The sequence below is a fragment of the Cupriavidus sp. GW821-FHT02F09 genome, assembly GCF_059421605.1.
In genome coordinates, this window is sequence record NZ_JBWKVH010000074.1 from 1 (window position 1) to 19,872 (window position 19,872).

Genomic DNA, 19,872 nt, shown 5'->3' on the forward strand with positions numbered 1-19,872 from the left:
TGGTCGTGGGGATCAAATCACCATTCGGTGTAGCCGTGATTGCCGCCCCCAGGCGGCAATCACCCGCCCGCGATGCGAAGCGAGCCGTCTGTCTTTCATCTCCCGTTATGGGGCGCCTCGTCGGCAGGCGAAAAGAGCGGAAAAGAGGGGGCCGTGTCTGAGCATCGCCTTAAGGCGATGTGAGTTTGGCCCCCGGCCGCTCTTTTTGCCTGTCGACGAGGAGTCTTTCTCCCCATCCGGGTCGCTTCTTTGCCTACTTTCTTGGCGAGACAAGAAAGTAGGTCGCCTCCCCGCAGGGGCGGTGAAACTGCCTTTGACTTTCAGCCTTTGCCTTTGACGTTAAGCCGTTGCAGTTAAGCAGTTGACATTGAAGTTGCTCCCTCACCCGAAGACAATCGCAGAACCCACTGGCTACCCCAACACCTCCATCATGCCCCCCCCAACCTTCGAATCCAAACTAGTCCCCCCCGACAACCCAACCGCGCTAGCAGAAAAACTAGCCACCCTCCCCCGCCCGCTAGTCTTCACTAACGGCGTCTTCGACATCCTCCACCGCGGCCACGCCACCTACCTGGCGCAAGCCAAGGCCCTGGGCGCCAGCCTGGTAGTCGGCGTCAACAGCGACGCGTCAGTGCGCATGCTCGGCAAGGGTGACGACCGTCCCCTGAACCACGAATCGGATCGCATGGCGCTGATCGCGGCGCTGGCATCGGTGGATCTGGTCGTGATGTTCCGCGAGAAAACGCCGGTCGAGCTGATCCGGCTGGTGCGCCCGGACATCTATGTCAAGGGCGGCGACTACGACATCGATACGCTGGAAGAAACCCGCCTGGTGCGCAGCTGGGGCGGCCAGGCGCATGCCATCGCGTTCCTGCACGACCGCTCCACCACCAAGCTGCTGTCCAAGGTACGCCAGGGCAGCTGAGCGAAGCAGCAAGCGCTGACGCGCGGCTCAGGTGCAGGTCAGCAAGTCCTGCGCGCCATAGCGCTGGCGCATCTCGTCGAGCCGCGTGCGCAGTGCCGCGTCGGCGTTGCGCACGCGCAGCCACTGGCGCGTCAGCGGATGCGGCGTATCGGTCAGCACCGCGGTGCGCACGCCGTGCTCGCGCAGGTTGTCGAGGAAATGCTCGGCATGCTCGCGCTCCTGGAACAAGCCCAGTGACACCGTATAGGTTTCCGGCGAGCCGGCGCTGACCACCGATACATCGGTGATATTGCGCCGGCGCAACTCGCCGAGCTTGCGCTGCAGGTTCTCGCGCGAGGCCTGCGGCGGCAGGTGGACCCACCAGCGCGCCTGCTCCTGCCGCTCGAACTGTTCCACGCGCCAGGCGCCGGGCGGCGCGCCGGCCAGCTCATCGGCCACCTTGCGCACCAGCTCCCCGTTGAAACCACCGATCTCGACGCAAGCCATGGCTGGCGCGGCGGCTTGGGGAGTGGCTGCGGTTGTGGTTGTGGTTGCGGCTGCCGCAGTGGCGGGCTCGGATGCCGCCCGCTTGCCGCTTGCCTGTGGCATCTGTCGGAAGCGTTCGGCGCGCGCCTGCTGGGCAGCGCGTTCGGGCTCTCGCGCGCTTTCCAGCCAGCCGGCCAGCGGCTGTGGGCCGAACGCGCCCAGCACGGCAGCCAGCAGCAGCGCATTGACCAGGACCAGCAGGATGAAAAGGCTTCGTTGGAGCATTGGGGGCGATGCAGGGGTGGCGCGACGGGGTGAAGAGGCGATGCGGTGTGATGCTGTGTGATGCGGTTCAGCCCGCTGTGCCGACCGGGCTTTGCGAGGCCATCACATGCAGGCCGAGCAACACGAGATTATCGTGCATCTCGAACGGCATGGAGAGCGCGTTTGCCAGCACATGGCGAGCGCCGCCGGAGAGCAAGCAGCGCACCGGCCCGCGCTCGCACAGCGCGCGCCAGGTGCGCTCCACGGCACCGGCCTGGGCCGCCAGGCAGCCGGCGGCGATAGCGTCGCGGGTGTTGTCGGCCCAGGGCGTAGCCAGCCCGGCATCGCTCACGTCCAGGGACGGCAATTGCGCTGTGTTGCGCGCCAGCGCGCCCAGCATCAGGTCCAGGCCAGGCAGGATCAGGCCGCCTTCGAAACGGTCCTGCGCGCTCACCACGTCGAGCGTGGTGGCGGTGCCGGCGGTGACGATCAGCAAAGCGCCCTCGGGGCGGTAGCAGCGCGCGCCGATGCTGCCGATCCAGCGGTCGACGCCGAGCTGCGTGGGCTCGCGGTAGCCGTTGACGAGGCCGCCGAAGCGCGGGCCCGAGCGTACCCAGTTCACACCGATGCCGGGGCCGAACACGGTGTCGAGCGTGGCTTGCAGGCTGGCCGCGATGGCCGGGCCAGCCACGTTGCTGACCCACACCAGCGGCTGCGCGCCGGGCGCGCGCAGCGACGCCCATTGCGCCACCAGCGTGGCCAGTTCGCCGTGGGCCACCGCGCCGCCGTGCGGCCAGGGCGTGGGCAATGGCGTCTCGTGCAGCACGGCGCCGGACCAGGCCTCGTCGCACCAGGCCCATTTCAGGCGGGTGTTGCCGATATCGATCAGCAGTTGCGGAACTCGCGGCATACCGGCGCTGGTGCCGCTCATGCGCCTGCCCCTTTGTCCGCCGCTTTGTCCGCCAAACGCAGCGACACTTCGCCGCTGGCAATGCGCTCCAGGCCCGAGGGCGTTTCCAGCAGCAAGTGGCCGTCGCCGTCAACGCCGCGCGCCAGGCCTTCGGCCTGCACGCGGCCGTCGTGCAGCAGGCGCACCGGCTGGTCGCGATAGGCGTCGCGCGCGGACCAGCGGGGCGCCATCGGCGCAAAGCCCTGCGCCAGGAAATCCTCGCGCATCACCGCGAGCCGGTTCAGCACCGCAGCCAGCAGCACGGTGGGATCGCAGCCCGGCAGGAATTCGGTCACACCAGCCAGGCTGCGCCCGAGCGCGGCTTCCATCTGCGCATCGCGCACCAGGTTCAGGCCAATGCCGACCACGGCCCAGACCCGCTGTGGCCCCGCCGGCACCGACTCGATCAGGATGCCGGCCAGCTTGCGGCCGTCGATCTGCAGGTCGTTAGGCCATTTCAGGCCAACGGCGCCGCCGAGGCGCGCGTCGCAGTCGCCCAGCGCCTCGGCCAGCGCCAGCCCCACCGCCAGGCTCAGCCCGCTCAACTGCGAGGGCGCCAGCGGCAAGGGCAGCGCCACCGAAAACGTCAGCCCCGCCTGGCCTTGCCAGGGGCGCCCCTGGCGGCCCCGCCCGGCGGTCTGCCGATAGGCCAGGCGCAGCGTGGCGGACTCGGTCCACGGCGCGCTGCGGCAGGCCAGCGTCAGGTCGGCATTGGTGGAGCCGGTCTCGTCGACCACGCCGAGGGTCCAGCCGTGCGCGGGGCCGGTGAGCGCGGCGCGCAGGCGGTCGGGGTCGATGCGCCAGGCTTGCGCGGGAGCGGCGGCCGCAGGGGTCGGGCCTGGCGTGGGCAAGGATTTGTCAGCGGACATGCGTTTCGGCGATGGACAGCACAATGGGCACAAGCAGCTACGCATTGTAGCCGTGCGAATCCACGGCCGAGGCGCTGCGCACGCCCGCTGACGCTGCGGGTGGCATAGAATCGGGACTTGCCCATCACTTCTCCCCCTGCTTTGGAAAGCCCTACCACGCCAGCCATAGAAGTGACGCGCGCGGACGGAGCGCAAACCGTGCAACTGCGCGGCGACTGGACAGCGCTCGCGCTCTCCGATTGCCACCGCGCCCGCGCGCTGCGCAACGAGCTGCACTCGATCGCCGCGGACGCGCACTGGTCGCTGGCAAGCCTCGCCCGGCTCGATCACATCGGCGCACAGCTGATGTGGCAGGCCTGGGGCGGCAAGCTGCCCGAGAAGCTGGAAGCCAACGAGGCCCAGCGCCGCGTCTTTACCCGCATCGCCGGGCTGCGCCGCGAGAACTGGAAGAAACATATGGTGGACCGGTTCAATCCGGTGACCCTGTTCGGCGCCTCGATCCTGTCAATGTTCTCGCAGCTCGGCAATGGCGTGACCATGCTGGGCCAGCTGGCCTTCGACCTGCTGCGCCTGGCGCGCGCGCCGCAGCGCGGCCCCTGGCGCGAGATCTCGGCCAATATCTACAACGTCGGCTACAAGGCGCTCGGCATCACGGCGCTGGTCGGCTTTTTGATCGGCATCGTGTTGTCGTACCTGTCGGCCAACCAGCTGCGCACCTTTGGCGCGAGCATCTTTATCGTCAACATCCTCGGCATGGCGGTGATCCGCGAGCTGGGCCCGGTGCTGGCGGCCATCCTGATTGCCGGGCGCTCGGGCTCGGCCATCACCGCGCAGATCGGCGTGATGCGGGTCACCGAGGAGCTCGATGCGATGCGCGTGATGGGTATCTCGCACGGCTTCCGGCTGATCATGCCGCGCGTGATCGCGCTGGCCATCGCCATGCCGCTGCTGGTGGCGTGGACCGACGTGCTGGCGCTTACCGGCGGCATGCTGGCCGCGCACTTCCAGCTGGATATCAGCGCGGCCTTCTTCCTGCGCGCGCTGCCCGATGCGGTGCCGGTGGCCAACCTGTGGATGGGCCTGGGCAAGGGCGTGGTGTTCGGCATCCTGATCGCGCTCACCGCCTGCCATTTCGGCTTGCGCATCGAGCCCAACACGCGCAGCCTGGGCGAAGGCACCACCGCCTCGGTAGTGACCTCGATCACCGTTGTGATCGTGGCCGATGCCATCTTCGCCATCCTGTTCAAGGACATCGGCTTATGACTACCGCCACGACCGCCACCGCAACGCCGCCTTCGGGCACCGTGCAGCACGCCCCGCGCACCACCGTGATCGAGGTACGCGACCTGGTCAAGCGCTTTGGCGAGGCGGTTGTGCACGACCACCTCAACCTCGATGTGCATCGGGGCGAAGTGCTGTCCATCGTCGGCGGCTCGGGCAGCGGCAAGACCGTGCTGCTGCGCCAGATCGTGGGGCTGGAGCGGCCCACCTCCGGCACCATCCGTGTGTTCGGCGAGGACCTGACCAAGCTCGACGCGGCCCGGCTGCAAGCCCTGCGCAACCGCTGGGGCCTGCAGTTCCAGCGCGGCGCGCTGTTCTCCGCGCTGTCGGTGATCGACAACATCGCGCTGCCGCTGCGTGAACTTCGCACCCTGCCCGACGATCTCATCTGCGCGGCGTCGCTGCTCAAGCTGCAACTGGTGGGGCTGTCGGCCCGGGATGCGGACAAGATGCCGTCCGACCTGTCCGGCGGCATGATCAAGCGCGTGGCGCTCGCGCGTGCCCTGGCCCTGGAGCCGGAACTGGTGTTCCTGGACGAGCCCACCGCCGGGCTGGACCCGATGGCCTCGGACGACTACGTGGCACTGATCCGCGAACTGCGCCGCGAGCTGGGCCTGACCGTGGTGATGGTGACCCATGACCTCGACACCCTGGTGGCGCTGTCTGACCGCGTCGCGGTGCTGGCGGACCACAAGGTACTCGCCGCGCTGCCGATCCGGGAACTGGTGCATATTGACCACCCGTTCATCCACGAGTATTTCCTGGGCGAGCGCGGGCAGCGCGCCATGCAGGCGCTCCCGGCCTTGCCGGACGCGGCACGCGCGGCAACGCATGCGGCAACACCCGCAGGCCCGCAATCTGGAGAAGCATGATGGAAAACAAGTCACACGCCTTCCTGGCCGGCGTGTTCACGATTGGACTCGCCATCCTGGTGCTGTTCGCGATCTTCTGGTTCAGCAGCGACCACGCGGTGCGCGTGCCGTATGACCTGATCACCCGCTCCACCGTCAACGGGCTGGGGCCGCAGGCCGACGTCAAGTACCGCGGGCTGGACGTGGGCAAGGTGGTGTCGATCCGCTTCGATCCGACCGTGCCGGGCCAGATCATCGTGCGCATCAGCGTCAACCAGGACACCCCGATCACCCACACCACCTATGCCACGCTCGGCTTCCAGGGCGTGACCGGGATCGGCTACGTGCAGCTCGACGACACCACCGCGCAGGAAGGCGGCACGCCGTCGCCGCACCTGGCCACCTCCTCCAAGTCGGTGGCGCGCATCATCATGCGGGCCGGCTTCTTCGAGGAGCTGGAAAAGCGCGGCGACAGCTTGCTCACGCAACTGGAAACGATCATGGGTTCGCTCAACGACATGTTCCAGGCCGACAACCGGCGCGACCTGATGGAGGCGATCCGCTCGGTGCACAAGACCGCCGACGACTACTCGCAACTGGCCAGCTCGATCGCGCCAGCCGTGCGCCAGTTGCCGCAGGTGACCGAAAACCTCAACGCCACGCTGGCCTCCACGCGGCGGCTCACCCAGGAACTGGCCAGCCCCGACGGTACCGTGATGCGCACCGTCGACCGCGTCGGGCGCGACCTGCAGGGCGCCGCCGATTCCGTGCAGTCGGCCGCTGGCGGCGTCTCGCAAGACACGCTGCCGCAGATCAACGGGCTCGCGCGCGATGCGCGCCAGACCATGCGCAGCATCGACCGCGCCGCCAGCCAGTTCAACGACAGCCCGCGCAGCGTGCTGTTTGGCGGCTCTCCCACCGTGCCGGGCCCGGGCGAGCCCGGCTTCCAGGCCCCCTGACGCGGACCGCATGCTCTCATGCCGCGCACCTACGCACTCGCCGCACGCACACCACGCCTGGCCCGCCAGGCTGGCGCTGCGAATCCTTCGAGCAAACCAAGGCACATCATGATGCGCAATGCCCAAACCCGGCCGGACGGACGCGACACACCCGGCACCTTCGCCCTGCCGCGCCGGCTGGCCGCCGGCGTCGCGCTGGCCTGCCTGCTGCTGGGCGGTTGTGCCCTGACGCCTTCCGCGCCCACCATCACCTACGATCTGGGCCCGCCGGCAGGAGCCGCACCTGACGCCGCGCACCTGCCCAAGATGCGCGTGGCGCAGACCGATGGCCCTACCTGGCTGGACGGCAACTCGCTGTACTACCGGCTGCACTACGCCCAGGCGGAGCGCCTGCAGCCCTATGCCACGCAGCGCTGGGTGATGTCGCCGGTGCGCCTGTTTGACGACCGCCTGCGCGAAGCCGTGGCCTCGCGCGGCGCACTGACGTGGTTCGGCGACACGACCGCGCCGGCGCTCAAGATCGACATGCTGGAGTTCGAGCAGGTGTTCGACAGCGCCAGCGCCAGCCGCGGCGTGATCCGCGTGCGCGCCACGGTATTTCGCAGCGGGCTGATCGGGCAGAAGACCTTCGTGGTGGCGCAGCCCGCCGCCACGGCCGATGGCGCCGGCGGCGTCAAGGCGCTGGCCACCGGCAGCGATGCCGCCATTGCGGCGATCCTGGACTGGGTGGCAACGCTGCCGCTGCAGTAAGCGGGCCGCGCATGGCATCGGCTCCCGCGCCGCTCGTTCCCCCGCCACCGCCGCCGCGCCACTCGCCGCTGGCGCGGGTGGGGCTGTTGTGCTTCGCCCTGCTGGTGGTCTATGGCAGCCTGTACCCGTTCACGGGCTGGACCGACAACGGCATCTCTGCGCTGGCCTTCATCACCGCGCCCAAGCCCCGCTACCTGACCGGGTTCGATCTCATCACCAACGTGCTGGGCTACTGCCCGCTTGGCGCGCTGGTGGTGCTATCCCTGCACCCGCGCATCTCCGGCGTGCGCGCCGTGCTGCTGGCGCTGGTGGCGGGCACGCTGCTGTCGGGCACCATGGAAGCGCTGCAGACCTGGCTGCCCAACCGCGTCTCGTCCAATATCGACCTGATGACCAACGCGCTGGGCGCACTGCTGGGCGGTGCCGCGGTGGCGCCCTTCTCGGCCGCGCTGATCGATCGCGGCTCGCTGCGCCAGCTGCGCATGGCGTGGTTCGAGCCGCACGCCAGCTTTGCCATCATCCTGATCCTGCTGTGGCCGTTCGCGCAGATCTTCCCGCAGGATCACCTGTTCGGCATGGGCGCGATCGTGCGCGAGTGGCTGACCGACCCCGATTCCTGGCCCGTGCAGTGGCTGCAAGGCGTATTCCCGGGGCTGCCCGACCTGATCGAGAACATCAGCCTGCTGCGGCCGGACGACGTGCAAGGGCAGCAATTGCTGGAGTCACTCGTTACCGGATGCGGCTGGGTGGGCACCGGGCTGTTTGCCTCGATCGCCATGCGCAGGCAGGCGCCGATGCTGCGCATCCTGGCGGCCTTGCTGGCCAGCGCGCTGCTGCTCAAGGCGGTGGTGGCCGAGATGCAGTTCCCGGACGACAACGCCTTCAACTGGCTGTCCGAAGGCGGCCGCTTTGCCCTGTTGACGGGCTCGCTGGTACTGGTTTTGCTGCTGCGGCTGCCGCGCTGGCTGCGCGGCGCGCTGGCGCTCGCCACGCTGATGCTGCTGGTGATGCTGTCCAACCTGCTGCCCGCCAATCCATACTCCTGGATCTCGGAGCAGGGCTGGCGGCTAGGCCGTTTCATCCACTTCAACAGCCTGTCGCAATGGCTGGGGTGGATGTGGCCGTTCGTGGCGCTGTGCTACCTGATCTGGCGCTTCGAGCAATTCCAGCTGGATCGCCGCAGCCTGCGGCGTGCGCGCCGCAAGGCGAAGCGGCTGGCGGCGCGCGCAAGTGATGGCAGCGGCGATGGCAACAATCGGGAGGATGCCACGCCTCCGGGCGCCTGAGCGGCGCCTCAGTGCGTCTGGCCGCCCTGCTCGCGGATATCGCTGGTGGTGGCAAGCGCCGTGGTCACCGCGCAGCGGATGCCTTCGATCATCAACGCCAGCGACAGGCTGGGCTGCCCCGGATGGCGCGCCGCCTGCTCAGGCAAATAGGGAATATGGATGAAGCCGCCACGGATCCCGGCAGGCACGCCTTGCGTGGCAAGCAGGTGCATCAAGCCGTAGAACACGTGGTTGCAGACGAAGGTGCCCGCGGTCTGCGACACCGATGCGGGCACGCCTGCGGCGCGCATGTCGCGCACGATGGCCTTGATCGGCAGGCTGGAGAAATACGCCGCCGGGCCTTCTTCGGCGATACGCGTGTCGACGGGTTGCGCGCCCGCGTTGTCGGCGATGCGCGCATCGTCGACATTGATCGCCACGCGCTCCACCGACATCTCAGGGCGCCCGCCCGCCTGCCCCACCGCGATCACCAGCACGGGATTGATCGCGTCGAGCAGGTCGGCCAGCGCATCGTTGGCGGCGCCGAACACGCAGGGCAACTGGCGCGCGACAACGATCGCGGCGTCCAGGTCATCGGGCCCGTTGCCGATGCGCACGCCGTCAAGCGCGCGCACCGCTTCCCAGGAAGGATTGATGGGCTCGCTCTCGAACGGCTCGAAGCCGGTCAGCAGCACGGTACGCATGGCAGGGACTCCCGGCAAGAAGCCCGGTTGCCCGGGCCCCTGGCCAATCATTCGCGGCGGGGCCGCGTTCTTACATCAGGAAATACAGCAGCACGATATTGGCCACCAGGACCATCAGCGCGGTTGGCACCTGCGCCCGGATCACGGCGTTCTTGTCATCAAGCTCCAGCAGCGCGGCCGGCACGATGTTGAAGTTGGCCGCCATCGGCGTCATCAGCGTGCCGCAGTAGCCGGAGAACATGCCGATGGCCGCCATCACCGCCGGGTTGCCGTGGAACATGTTCACCAGGATGGGCACGCCGATGCCGCCGGTCATCACCGGGAAGGCGGCAAAGCCATTGCCCATGATCACGGTAAAGAGCGCCATGCCCACGCAATACACCACCACGGCCACGAGCTTGTAGTCCATGTTGATATAGGCCGTGGTCAGGTGCGCCACCGCCTTGCCCACGCCGGCATCGGCGAACACCAGGCCCAGCATGGCCAGCATCTGCGGCAGCACCAGCGCCCAGCCTAGCGACTCGGTCAGCCGGCGCGATTCGCGCACGCCCTGCACCACCGTGTCGCGGGTGAGCCAGCACGCCACGCCCAGCGCCACCAGGCAACCAATGCCAAGCGAGACGAAGGTGACGTTCTTGGGATCGAGCAGCGCCAGGCCGGCGACCTTCACGTCCTTGAACAGCAGCGTGCCGATCACGGTCACCAGGGGAATCAGCAGTGCCGGGATGAACAGCTTGTTGCCCAGGCGCTTGGCCGAGGCGCGGCGCTCGGCCTCCGGCAGCGTGCCGTGCTTGCCGTGGCCCACGCCACCAAAGCCCGCGATCAGCGCCATCACCACGGCGCCGATGCCGACGATGGCCGGCGGCAGCTTGTCGCCGATCAGGAAGACCAGCGCATACAGCGCCCAGAACAAACCCGTGCTGAGCCGGCGCGGATGGTCGCGGTCGGCGAAAGTCATCAACGCCGTGATGGCCAGCACCAGGCCGGCGAGCCAGTAGAGATAGTCGATGGAAATGATCATGGCTTACTCCCCGCTCTTGGCCGCCGAGGCAGCGCCAGCCGTTGCAGCGGACTTGCCGCCCACTTCGCGCTCCAGCCACATGTCCAGGCGCTTGAGGCGCACGGCGTGGATCAGGAAGGCGCAGATCGCGGTGGGGATGCCCCACACGGCGATATGCAGCGGTTCCACGTCGATGTTGGACGACAGCAAGAAGGTGTGCATCAGCGCGATGGCGCCGAAGGCCACAAAGATGTCTTCGCCAAAGAACAGGCCGACGTTATCGGTGGCCGCGCAGAAGGCCAGCACGCGCTGGCGGATCGGCTCGGGCAGCTTGCCGAAGCGGGTCTCGGCCGCGCCTTCGGCCATCGGGGCCAGCAGCGGGCGCACCATCTGCGGATGGCCGCCGAGGCTGGTCAGGCCCACCGCGGCGGTAAGCTCGCGCACGCCGAGGTAGACGATCAGCAGGCGTCCCACGGTGGCCGACGCGATGCGCGAGATCCACGCCTGCGCGTGCTCGCGCAGCCCGTGGCGCTCGAGCAGGCCGATCACCGCCAGCGGCAGCAGGATGATGAGCGGCAGGTTGCGCGTCTTGACGAAGGCGGTGCCGATCGCCGTGAAGATCTGCATGACCGGCATGGTTGCCGCCAGCCCGGTGGCGATGGCGGCAAGCGCCACCACCATCATGGGGTTGAAGCGCAGCACGAAGCCAAGGATGATGATACCGACCCCGACTAGGGGCCAGAGGTTGACTGCCTGTTCCATGAGAGACACCAATAGAGTGTGATGGAGGCGAGTGCCCTCGCGTCGCGTCATGCTGCTCGACACCCGCGCGGGGCACAGTGAAAACCGGAAGCCTGGGGGCGCGTCCGTTAGGTGTGGCGTGCCCCTCAGACTCCGGCGCGGATTGCGATGCCTTCGGCGCCGAGCCGCTCGCGGATGCGGCGCGCAAAGGCAAGCGCGTGTGCGCCGTCGCCGTGCAGACACACGGTTTCGGCGCGAATCGATACATAGGTGCCGTCGATGGCGCGCACGCGCTGCTCGCGCACCATGTCCAGCGTCTGGCCCAGTGCCACGTTCTCGTCCTCATGCAGCGCGCCGGGCGTGCCGCGCTTGACCAGCGAGCCGTCGGGGTTGTAGCCGCGGTCGGCGAAGACTTCTTCCTTGACCTTCAGGCCGGCTTCGCGCGCCACCTTCACCATGACGCTGCCGGCCAGGCCGAAGAAGACCAGGTCGGAGTCGAAGTCGCGCACCGCGCGCACGATGGCGTCGGCCAGCTTGGGATCCTTGGCTGCCTGGTTGTAGAGCGCGCCGTGCGCCTTCACGTGGGCCAGTTGGCCGCCTTGGGCGCGCACCAGCGCGGCCAGGGCGCCGATCTGGTAGAGCGTGTTCGCGTACACCACCTCGGGATCGAGCTGCATCTCGGTGCGGCCGAAGTTCTCGCGGTCGGGATAGCTCGGATGCGCGCCGATGGCGACGCCCTGCTCCAGCGCCCACTTCACGGTCTGCAGCATGGTGGCGGCGTCACCGGCGTGCCAGCCGCAGGCCACGTTGGCCGAGCTGATCAGCCCCAGCAATTCGCGGTCGTTGCCGCAGCCTTCGCCGAGGTCGGCGTTCAGGTCGATATGCATTGCGTTGCTCCTCACCGGTCTTGCGGCTTGTGTTGAGGTTTTGGGGTTGCTGTCGTTTCTGTCGTTCGGTCGTTCTGAGGTTCCGTCGTTGCGCGTTTGGCGGCTCAGGCCACGGCAGCGCGGGTACGCGTGCGCCGCCGCGAGGCGATCGCCATGCCGTCACCCTGCCACTGCAGCGCCTGGTCCAGTTGCTGCAGGTACCGGTCCAGCTCGGCCTGCGCCGCGGCGGCCTCATCCAGCGTGACGCGCACGAAGCGCACCGGCGCACCCAGCGGCACCTGCGCCAGCCGCCACAGGTCGGCGCCGATCACCACGCCGATCTTGGGATAACCGCCGGTGGTCTGCGCGTCGGCCATCAGCACGATGGGCTGGCCGGCCGGCGGCACCTGGACCACGCCCGGCAGCACGCCATGCGAGAGCAGCTCGGCCGCGCGCTCGGGCTGGCGCGCCAGGGCCGGGCCTTGCAGGCGCAGGCCCATGCGGTTGCTGTTGGGGGTGACGATCCAGTCGGACTGCCACAGCGCTTCGCGCGCGGCGGCGTCGAAATCCTCGTACTCGATGCCGGTCAACATGCGGATCGGCATCGCGTCGCCGAGCTTCTTCACCGGCAGCGCCCAGGATGGCGCCTGCACGCCCAGCCAGTCGCTGTCCTCGGCTACGCCGGGCCGGCCCGCATCCAGGCGGTCGCCTTCATGCAGGGCGCGGCCACCCAGGCCGCCAAAGCCGGCCTTGAGGTCGGTGCTGCGCGAGCCCATCACCGGCGCGACAGCGATGCCGCCCGCCACGCACAGATAGGTACGGGTGCCGCCCTGCGCCGCCGACAGCGTCAGCGTTTCGCCGCGGCGCACGTCGAAGGCATGCCACGACCAGACCGGCACGCCGTCCAGGTTGGCCCGGCATTCGGCGCCGGTCAGCGCCACGCGCATGTCGGCATGGAAACGCACGGCGGCGCGGCCCAGCGTGAATTCGATGGCGGCGTCGCCCGCCGGATTGCCCAGCAGGCGGTTGCCGATGGTGAGCGCGACGGCATCGAGCGCGCCCGCGGTGCCCACGCCAAAGCGGCGAAAGCCGGGACGGCCAAGGTCCTGGACCGAGGCCAGCGCGCCGGGTCGGGTGATTTCGATCATGGCAGCAGCGCCTCGACGACAAAGCGCACGGTATCCCCGGGCGCGAACAGGGAAGGCGGATCGCGGTCTGCCAGGAAGAGTTGGCTGGTGGTTTGCCCGATCAATTGCCAGCCGCCGGGGGCGGCTGCCGGGTAGATGCCGGTCTGCTCGCCGCCGATGCCGACCGTGCCCGCGGGCACGGACAAACGCGGCTCGCGCCGGCGCGGCGTGGCCAGCGCCGGGTCCAGGCCGCCCATATAGGCAAAGCCGGGCTGGAAGCCGAGGAAGTAGACGACGTACTCGCCCGCGCTGTGGCGGCGTACCACTTCCTGCACCGTAAGGCCCGTGTGCGCCGCGACTTCAGCCAGGTCGGGGCCATGCTCGCCGCCGTAGCGCACCGGGATCTCGACCAGCTTGCCGGTGGCGGCACGCGCTTCACCGGAAGCCCAGGCGAGCTTCAGGTTGCGTTCCAGCGCTTCGGGATCGGCTTCGCGATCGAACACCACGGTGAGATTGTTCATGCCCGGCACCGCATCGACCACGCCGCGCCACTCGGCCGCGCGCTGGGCCATGGCCCAGATACGTCGCTGTACATCTAGCGAGGCCGGCGGGGACACGCTGCACAGCAGTGCTTGCTCGGCCAGGCGGTGAACGGAACATCGGGTCATGGGCGGCACCAGCGGGGGGACCTGTCTTGCAGTGTAGGCGGGCGCGCTGTACTAGTCAGGCGCGGTGCCGGCTGCGACGGGTCCGAGAGTGAGATCGCTATTTCATCGATGATTTATCGATAAATTCATAATAACCAAACAAGAAGATGCTGTGGCTAGGTGTTGACCCTAGGCACGAGGTGCTACGTCTTCATGCGGGATAGCGTTGGCGCACCGCCTCGGTGCGGGTGCCGGACGCGGCGATTGGATCCGGTGCAGGAGCGCCCGGTGCGGCGCTTGCGTCGCACCGGCCCTGCTCGATATGGGTGCGCGCGGACACACCGGGCCAGACTTGCCGGAGAGGAGAGATTTCAGGAAAACTTGGCTGGCCGTGGCGCGAATGCAACGCCAGGAGGGCCCGCAACGGGGTGCCGCGGGCGAAAAAACGGCCGGGTGGATACCGGCCGATCGAACTGCTCACAACGTTGACCCTGCGCTGGGTGGTCTCCCCTCTCCCGCTTGCGGGAGAGGGGGCGGGGGAGAGGGCGGGCGCTCGTTATGCCGTCGTGCTGGACAAAACCGAGGGCTCCGCTTCAAGTGGCTCCTAGCTAAGCCACCCCTCTCCCCAGCCCTCTCCCCCTGAGGGGAGAGGGAGCGACAGCCGTCGTCATGGCGCGGGGTTTTGGCCCGTTCGACCTCAGGCGAACCCGGCCTTATGCGCCTGCTCGTCCGCGTGGTAGGAGCTGCGCACCATGGCGCCCACGGCGGCATGGGTGAAGCCCATCTTGTAGGCCTCGGCCTCGAACATCTTGAAGGTGTCCGGATGCACGTAGCGCATCACCGGCAGGTGGTGGCCCGACGGCGCCAGGTACTGGCCGATGGTCAGCATGTCGATGTCGTGGGCGCGCATGTCGCGCATGACTTCGAGGATTTCCTCGTCGGTCTCGCCCAGGCCCACCATCAAGCCGGACTTGGTGGCCACGGCCGGATTGCGGCGCTTGAACTCTTGCAGCAGCTTGAGCGAGTGCGCATAGTCGGCGCCCGGGCGGGCCTGCTTGTACAGACGGGGCACGGTTTCCATGTTGTGGTTCATCACGTCCGGCGGGCCGGCTTGCAGGATGTCCAGCGCCTTGTCCAGGCGGCCGCGGAAGTCCGGCACCAGCACTTCGATACGGGTGGCCGGCGACAGCTCGCGGGTCAGCGTGATGCAATCGACAAAGTGCTGGGCGCCGCCGTCGCGCAGGTCGTCGCGGTCAACGCTGGTGATCACCACATAGTTCAGCTTGAGCTGGGCGATGGTGCGGGCCAGGTTGCCCGGCTCGTTGGCATCCAGCGGATCGGGACGGCCGTGGCCCACGTCGCAGAACGGGCAGCGGCGGGTGCACTTGTCGCCCATGATCATGAACGTGGCGGTGCCCTTGCCGAAGCACTCGCCGATGTTCGGGCAGCTGGCTTCCTCACATACCGTCACCAGGTTGTTGGCGCGCAGGATGTCCTTGATCTCATAGAAGCGCGAGCTGCCCGTGGCCGCCTTGACGCGGATCCACTCGGGCTTCTTGAGCTTCTCGGCCGGCACGATCTTGATGGGGATGCGCGCGGTCTTGTCCGCCGACTTCTGCTTGCGGGTCGGGTCGTACTGCTCCGCCTGGGGTTGCGGGGCTTCGCTGGAAGTGGCGATCAGGGCGTCGCTCATAGAGTTCTCCGCACGCGCGGTGCGTGCATATTCGGCTGGATGACTAAGTGGCCAGGGCCGCGGCGGTATTCCGTTGGGCCGCCAGGGCGCGCTCTTGCGCCTCTGCCAGCACTTCACACAGCGCCGCCGCAAGGCGCCGCGCGATATCGGCTTGTTGTGCCGCGGTCACGGGCAAGCGGGACGCACCCGCCGCATCGGCCACCGCGAAGGTGGCGCCCGCCGTTGCCATGTCGACCGTTTCCAGGCCGGCATAGCCGCAGGGGTTGATGCGCAGGAAGGGCGCGAGGTCCATCTGCACGTTGAGGCTGACGCCGTGATAGCTGCAGCCATTGCGGATCTTGAGTCCGAGCGCGGCGATCTTGGCGCCCTGGTGCTGGCCTTCGGAAAGGTAGATACCAGGCGCGCCGGGCTTGCGTTCGGCTGCGAGATTATACGCCGCGAGCGTATCCAGCACGGCCTGCTCGATCGCATGGACGAGTTCGCGCACCATCAGGTAGCGGCGGCGCAGGTCGAGCAACAGATAGGCCACGACCTGGCCAGGACCGTGATAAGTGACCTGACCGCCACGATCGATCCGCACGATGGGGATCGCATCGTCAGGGGCCAGAACATGCGCAGGATCTCCCGCCTGGCCGAGGGTATAGACCGGGGGATGCTCGACCAGCCAGATCTGGTCGGGAGTGTCGGGGGTGCGTGCGGCGGTAAAGGCGCGCATCGCGTCGAAACAGGGTTCGTACTCTTGCCGGCCCTGCTCGATGACTTGTATCGATTGCATCCCGGCAGTTTAGCGAAAAGGGGCGGATCTCACAGGAGGCCGCCCCTTTTCTGGTGTGTCTTTCGGTGTGTCTTTATGACGTTGGCGCTGCGTCCTTGCTTGCCGGCCTGGAATGGATCAGCCGCAGATGGCCACGCACGCGGCCATCTGCATCGGTATCCGCTGGCTCAGGAGGCCGTGACCTGGTCCTGGTTAGGCGTCCACTCGGTGCCTCGAACCAAACGCCGCGCCATGCGCGCCACCAGGTGCGACACATTGGTTGCCGGCCGGCGGGCTTCAGCGATCAGGGCCAGCCGTACCGGCTCTGCCGCGCGCGGGTCCACGCTCAGCGTGATTTCGTCGCCGCTGTTAAGCAGCAGGCTACCGCCGCAACGCAGCCAGTAGTCTTCCGAATCGCCTTCGCGGGTGACCCAGACGTCGGTCCCCGTGGCCTCTTCCACACGCAGGCGCTGGCCGGCGTGGATGGAAAGGGAGGTAACTTCGCCCGGGCTCAGGGTGAACAGGGTCGTTGTGAGCAATGTTTTCATGTTGGGCATCCTTCGCTGACATCGTCGGCTGCCTCGCCCGCTTGCCCGGAATGGGCGGCCGCCGATCAGCTCAGCCCTGGCGGGCTTATGCTTGGTCTTGCCTGGTACTGGATCGGCACCGGTGCGGGTAGCGCCCCGATGCATTGCATTCTAGTGATTGCCGGTCCTCTTCCAAAACGATATATTTTCCTTGTTCTTGTTAGGTACGCTCACATAAGACGAGGTGGATGATGGCGCTGAAGGGAGCATGGGAGAGAGATTTGCCACGTGGCTGGCATCGCGAGCTGCCGCGCCTGCCGGGGCTGACCGCGCTGCGCGCGTTCGAGGCAGCCGCCCGCCACGAGAGCTTTTCGCGCGCGGCCACCGAACTGTTCGTCACCCACGGCGCGGTCAGCCACCAGATCCGCGCGCTGGAGGAAGAGCTGGGGCAGGCCCTGTTCGAGCGCAACGGCAAGCGTGTGACCCTGACACCCGGCGGCCGGGCCTACGCCGGGCGCGTGCGCGAAGCCCTGCTGGAGATCGCCGATGCCACCCGTGCGCTGCAGGCCGGGAACCGCGACAAGCGCCTCACCATCAGCACCATGCCGTCGTTTGCCGCGCGCTGGCTCACGCCGCGCATCGGCAGCTTTATCGAGCAGCACCCCGAGCTGGACGTGGAGCTGCTGTCGTCCAACACGCTGGTGGATTTCGGGCGCGAGGAAGTCGACATCGCGTTGCGCATGGGCAGCGGCGACTATCCCGGCCTGTATGTGGAGAAGCTGCTGGACGACGTGTTCTTCCCGGTCTGCAGCCCGGCCTTCAACGGCGGCAAGCTGCCGGCACGGCCGCAGGACATGGAAGGCATGTCGCTGCTGCGCGGCGAGGGCGATCCGTGGAAGCCGTGGTTCGAAGCTGCCGGCCTGGACTGGCCGGAGCCGCGCAAGGGCCTGCTGCTGGAGGACTCCTCGCTGCTGCTGCAGGCAGCCGCCGCGGGCCAAGGCATTGCGCTGATCCGCTCGTCGCTGGCCTATAACGACCTGCTGTCGGGGCGCGTGGTGCGGCTCTTCGATGTGAGCATTACCTGCCCGTGGCTGCTCTACTTCGTCTGCTCGGCAGGCATGCTGGAAGCGCCCAAGGTAAAGGCCTTCCGCGCCTGGCTGCTGCCGGAGATGGAAGCCTTCCGGGGCATCCTGGCGCAGTGGGAGGGCTAGTCGCCCTTGCCGGCTTCTGCGTCTTTTGCGACTTCGGCGTCCTTGCCCTCATCCGCGGCCTTCGGCACGGCCACCGGGGCAACTACCGGAGCAACCACTGGCGCCGGCCCTGAGTGCGCCCTGCCCGCGCGCGGGTGCGCCTTGTCGTAGACCTTGGCCAGGTGCTGGAAATCCAGCGCGGTATAGATCTGGGTGGTGGCCACGCTGGCGTGCCCGAGCATTTCCTGCACCGCGCGCAGGTCGCCAGAGGATTGCAATACGTGGGTGGCGAAGGAGTGCCGCAGCATGTGCGGATGCACGTCGGTCGGCACGCCGGCCCGGATCGCCTGCTGCTTGATGCGCAACTGCACCGTACGTGCCGGCAAGCGCCGCCCGCGCACGCTCAGGAACAGCGCATGCGCATCATCGGGCAGCGCGCCGGGGCGCAGCAGCTCCGGGCGCACCGCCAGCCACGCGCGCAGCGCTTCCATGGCCTTGCTGCCGACAGGCACGGTACGCCGTCGCGAGCCCTTGCCGATCACCGTGACCTCAGCGCCGTCCATGTCGATCCAGCCGGCGGAGCGGTATTCCCCATCCTCGGCATAGCGCGCGTCCAGCTGCACCAGCTCCGACACGCGCAGGCCGCTGGAATAGAACAACTCGTAGACAGCTTGGTCGCGCCGACCCTCGGCGCCGTCGCCCGCGTTGTGCGAGACCAGCGCCACCGCGTGCTCCACCGACAAGGCCTTGGGCAGCCGGTGCCCGGATTTTGGCGCGCGCACGCCGTCCACCGGGTTGGCCTGCACGCCCAGGCCATGGCGCGCGGCCCACAAAAAAAAACCACGCCACGCCGACAGCGTGCGGGCAATGCTGGTGCCGGCCAGGCCGCCGCCGTGCATGCGCGCGGCAAAGGCGCGGATATGGTGGGTCTGCAGCGACAACAGCGCAATGCCCGGCGCATGGCGTGCGGCGTGCGCTTGCAGCACAGACAGGTCGCGGGCGTAGTTGGTCAGTGTGTGGACAGCCAGCTTGCGGCTGCTGGCGAGCCACTCCAGATAGCGCAGCACGACCGGATCGGGCGGCGGCTTGTCGAGTGGCGCCTCGGCGGCCTCCTTGCGCGCGGCCGGCTTCTTCGCCGCGGGCGAAGCGGCCTTGCGCGCGCGGCTCGGCTCCATCAGTCGCGCAGGCGGTTCAGCGCGGCACCGGCCACTTCGCCGATCTGCGCCAGGTAGGCCGTGCCCATGCCCTCGTGGAAGCGCCGCGGCTCGGGCGAGCCCAGCACCAGCAAGCCAAAGGCCGCGCCGAGCGTCCCGGCGTCGCGCGTGGGCACGCGCAGCGTCACCATGGCCAGCGAGGCGATATCGTCGCGCTCCAGCCAGGCCGCGGCCTCGAAGCCACTGTTGGCGCCGCAATACGGCGCGCGCAGGCCCTCGGCAAACAGGCGGACGTCTTCGCTCGCGCCCTGTGCCACTTCCATGTGCGCGTAGCTCTGCGCCACATTCCACAGCTTGAGGGCCACGCCGGGCACGTCGAACACTTGCTGCAGGCCGTCCTGCACCGCATACGGCAGCGCGTGCGAGTCCGCCTCGGCCAGCAAGCGCAACTGCCAGGCGTGCATGCGCTGCTGGGTGCGGTCGTTGTCATGGCCGTGGCGAACCAGGTCCGCCAGCTTCAGCTCCAGGCCTTTGTTTTTCTCGCGCAGGATTTCCATCTGGCGCTCCTGCAGCGACACCGCGCGGTGGCTGTGCGGGCTGGTGAGTTGCACCGCGGCCAGCAGTTCGGCGTTGTCTTCGAAGAACTGGGGATTGGTCTGCAGGTAGGAGGCAACTTCTTGGGCGTTCATTGGCTTCAACCGGATTGTTTGGGGGGCAGTGTAGCAAATGGTTAGGGGGAAATTTTGGGGGAGTGGTCGGCGTTGGTTTTTGGGCGCAAGGGCTCGGATGTGTGGGCTCGTTGGTTCGTCTCTATCGGCGTTGGCCTTTGCACCCAACAGCCATACGACATCCCCCTGCGGGGGCTGCCGGTCACTCTTCTTTGCGTCGGCA

21 protein-coding genes are annotated in these 19,872 nt (G+C 68.1%); 7 read left to right on the forward strand and 14 right to left on the reverse strand.

What is annotated here, in order from left to right; all coding sequences use genetic code 11:
* Positions 1–430 precede the first annotated feature (430 nt).
* Positions 431–925: a D-glycero-beta-D-manno-heptose 1-phosphate adenylyltransferase gene (rfaE2, locus tag AC07XB_RS37725; protein ID WP_150992681.1), complete on the forward strand. Its 495-nt coding sequence runs from the start codon at positions 431–433 to the stop codon at positions 923–925.
* Positions 926–952: 27 nt separating this feature from the next.
* On the opposite strand, the gene AC07XB_RS37730 is transcribed toward rfaE2, so the two are convergent.
* The 3 genes from AC07XB_RS37730 to AC07XB_RS37740 all read right to left on the reverse strand — a co-directional run bounded on the left by AC07XB_RS37730 (position 953) and on the right by AC07XB_RS37740 (position 3,472).
* Positions 953–1,675 carry an SPOR domain-containing protein gene (locus tag AC07XB_RS37730; RefSeq protein WP_492832853.1) on the reverse strand — a complete coding sequence of 241 codons (723 nt, stop codon included), beginning with the start codon at positions 1,673–1,675 and terminating at the stop codon, positions 953–955.
* A 67-nt stretch (positions 1,676–1,742) separates the two neighbouring features.
* Positions 1,743–2,585, reverse strand: a complete 843-nt coding sequence (locus AC07XB_RS37735) for a type III pantothenate kinase (RefSeq protein ID WP_492376536.1) — start codon at positions 2,583–2,585, stop codon at positions 1,743–1,745.
* Positions 2,582–3,472, reverse strand: a complete 891-nt coding sequence (locus tag AC07XB_RS37740) for a biotin--[acetyl-CoA-carboxylase] ligase (RefSeq protein WP_492832855.1) — start codon at positions 3,470–3,472, stop codon at positions 2,582–2,584. The genes AC07XB_RS37735 and AC07XB_RS37740 overlap by 4 nt, the downstream gene beginning before the upstream one ends.
* Positions 3,473–3,613: 141 nt before the next feature.
* Between AC07XB_RS37740 and AC07XB_RS37745 the strand changes: the two genes are divergently transcribed.
* The 5 genes from AC07XB_RS37745 to AC07XB_RS37765 all read left to right on the forward strand — a co-directional run bounded on the left by AC07XB_RS37745 (position 3,614) and on the right by AC07XB_RS37765 (position 8,599).
* Complete coding sequence (locus AC07XB_RS37745; RefSeq protein WP_492376547.1) at positions 3,614–4,735, forward strand: MlaE family ABC transporter permease; 1,122 nt, start codon at positions 3,614–3,616, stop codon at positions 4,733–4,735.
* The gene (locus AC07XB_RS37750) at positions 4,732–5,625 is read left to right on the forward strand and encodes an ABC transporter ATP-binding protein (RefSeq protein ID WP_492376538.1); all 894 of its coding nucleotides are present in this window, start codon (positions 4,732–4,734) and stop codon (positions 5,623–5,625) included. Before AC07XB_RS37745 ends, AC07XB_RS37750 begins: the two co-directional genes overlap by 4 nt.
* Entirely contained in the window at positions 5,622–6,563 is a 942-nt protein-coding gene (locus tag AC07XB_RS37755) for an MlaD family protein (RefSeq protein WP_492832857.1), read from the forward strand. Before AC07XB_RS37750 ends, AC07XB_RS37755 begins: the two co-directional genes overlap by 4 nt.
* A gap of 111 nt (positions 6,564–6,674) precedes the next feature.
* Complete coding sequence (locus AC07XB_RS37760; RefSeq protein WP_492376548.1) at positions 6,675–7,313, forward strand: ABC-type transport auxiliary lipoprotein family protein; 639 nt, start codon at positions 6,675–6,677, stop codon at positions 7,311–7,313.
* A gap of 11 nt (positions 7,314–7,324) precedes the next feature.
* Positions 7,325–8,599 (forward strand): VanZ family protein, encoded by a 1,275-nt coding sequence (locus AC07XB_RS37765; RefSeq protein ID WP_492376540.1) that lies wholly within the window; start codon positions 7,325–7,327, stop codon positions 8,597–8,599.
* 8 nt (positions 8,600–8,607) lie between these two features.
* Here AC07XB_RS37765 and pcp read toward each other — a convergent pair whose 3' ends face one another.
* The 9 genes from pcp to AC07XB_RS37810 all read right to left on the reverse strand — a co-directional run bounded on the left by pcp (position 8,608) and on the right by AC07XB_RS37810 (position 16,658).
* Positions 8,608–9,282, reverse strand: a complete 675-nt coding sequence (pcp, locus tag AC07XB_RS37770; protein ID WP_492376541.1) for a pyroglutamyl-peptidase I — start codon at positions 9,280–9,282, stop codon at positions 8,608–8,610.
* 70 nt (positions 9,283–9,352) lie between these two features.
* Positions 9,353–10,303: a DUF979 domain-containing protein gene (locus AC07XB_RS37775; RefSeq protein ID WP_492376542.1), complete on the reverse strand. Its 951-nt coding sequence runs from the start codon at positions 10,301–10,303 to the stop codon at positions 9,353–9,355.
* Positions 10,304–10,306: 3 nt separating this feature from the next.
* The gene (locus AC07XB_RS37780) at positions 10,307–11,044 is read right to left on the reverse strand and encodes a DUF969 domain-containing protein (protein WP_150992661.1); all 738 of its coding nucleotides are present in this window, start codon (positions 11,042–11,044) and stop codon (positions 10,307–10,309) included.
* Positions 11,045–11,169: 125 nt separating this feature from the next.
* Positions 11,170–11,910, reverse strand: coding sequence for a 5-oxoprolinase subunit PxpA (gene pxpA, locus AC07XB_RS37785; RefSeq protein WP_492376543.1), 741 nt, complete (start codon positions 11,908–11,910; stop codon positions 11,170–11,172).
* Positions 11,911–12,014: 104 nt separating this feature from the next.
* Entirely contained in the window at positions 12,015–13,037 is a 1,023-nt protein-coding gene (locus tag AC07XB_RS37790; protein ID WP_492376544.1) for a 5-oxoprolinase subunit C family protein, read from the reverse strand.
* Positions 13,034–13,684 carry a 5-oxoprolinase subunit PxpB gene (gene pxpB / locus AC07XB_RS37795; protein WP_492376545.1) on the reverse strand — a complete coding sequence of 217 codons (651 nt, stop codon included), beginning with the start codon at positions 13,682–13,684 and terminating at the stop codon, positions 13,034–13,036. Before pxpB ends, AC07XB_RS37790 begins: the two co-directional genes overlap by 4 nt.
* 676 nt (positions 13,685–14,360) lie before the next feature.
* A complete protein-coding gene (lipA, locus tag AC07XB_RS37800) occupies positions 14,361–15,356 on the reverse strand; it encodes a lipoyl synthase (RefSeq protein ID WP_492376790.1) in 996 nt (331 codons plus the stop codon).
* A 43-nt stretch (positions 15,357–15,399) separates the two neighbouring features.
* On the reverse strand, positions 15,400–16,131 hold the full coding sequence (gene lipB, locus AC07XB_RS37805; protein ID WP_492832860.1) for a lipoyl(octanoyl) transferase LipB: 732 nt from the start codon (positions 16,129–16,131) through the stop codon (positions 15,400–15,402).
* A gap of 167 nt (positions 16,132–16,298) precedes the next feature.
* On the reverse strand, positions 16,299–16,658 hold the full coding sequence (locus AC07XB_RS37810) for a DUF2917 domain-containing protein (protein ID WP_492376791.1): 360 nt from the start codon (positions 16,656–16,658) through the stop codon (positions 16,299–16,301).
* A 230-nt stretch (positions 16,659–16,888) separates the two neighbouring features.
* Here AC07XB_RS37810 and AC07XB_RS37815 point away from each other — a divergent pair, with 230 nt between their 5' ends.
* The gene (locus tag AC07XB_RS37815; protein ID WP_492376794.1) at positions 16,889–17,848 is read left to right on the forward strand and encodes a transcriptional regulator GcvA; all 960 of its coding nucleotides are present in this window, start codon (positions 16,889–16,891) and stop codon (positions 17,846–17,848) included.
* On the opposite strand, the gene AC07XB_RS37820 is transcribed toward AC07XB_RS37815, so the two are convergent.
* A complete protein-coding gene (locus AC07XB_RS37820; protein WP_492832862.1) occupies positions 17,845–19,002 on the reverse strand; it encodes a tyrosine recombinase XerC in 1,158 nt (385 codons plus the stop codon). The genes AC07XB_RS37815 and AC07XB_RS37820 overlap by 4 nt on opposite strands.
* On the reverse strand, positions 19,002–19,670 hold the full coding sequence (locus AC07XB_RS37825; RefSeq protein WP_492376793.1) for a DUF484 family protein: 669 nt from the start codon (positions 19,668–19,670) through the stop codon (positions 19,002–19,004). Before AC07XB_RS37825 ends, AC07XB_RS37820 begins: the two co-directional genes overlap by 1 nt.
* Between the last annotated feature and the right edge of the window lie 202 nt (positions 19,671–19,872).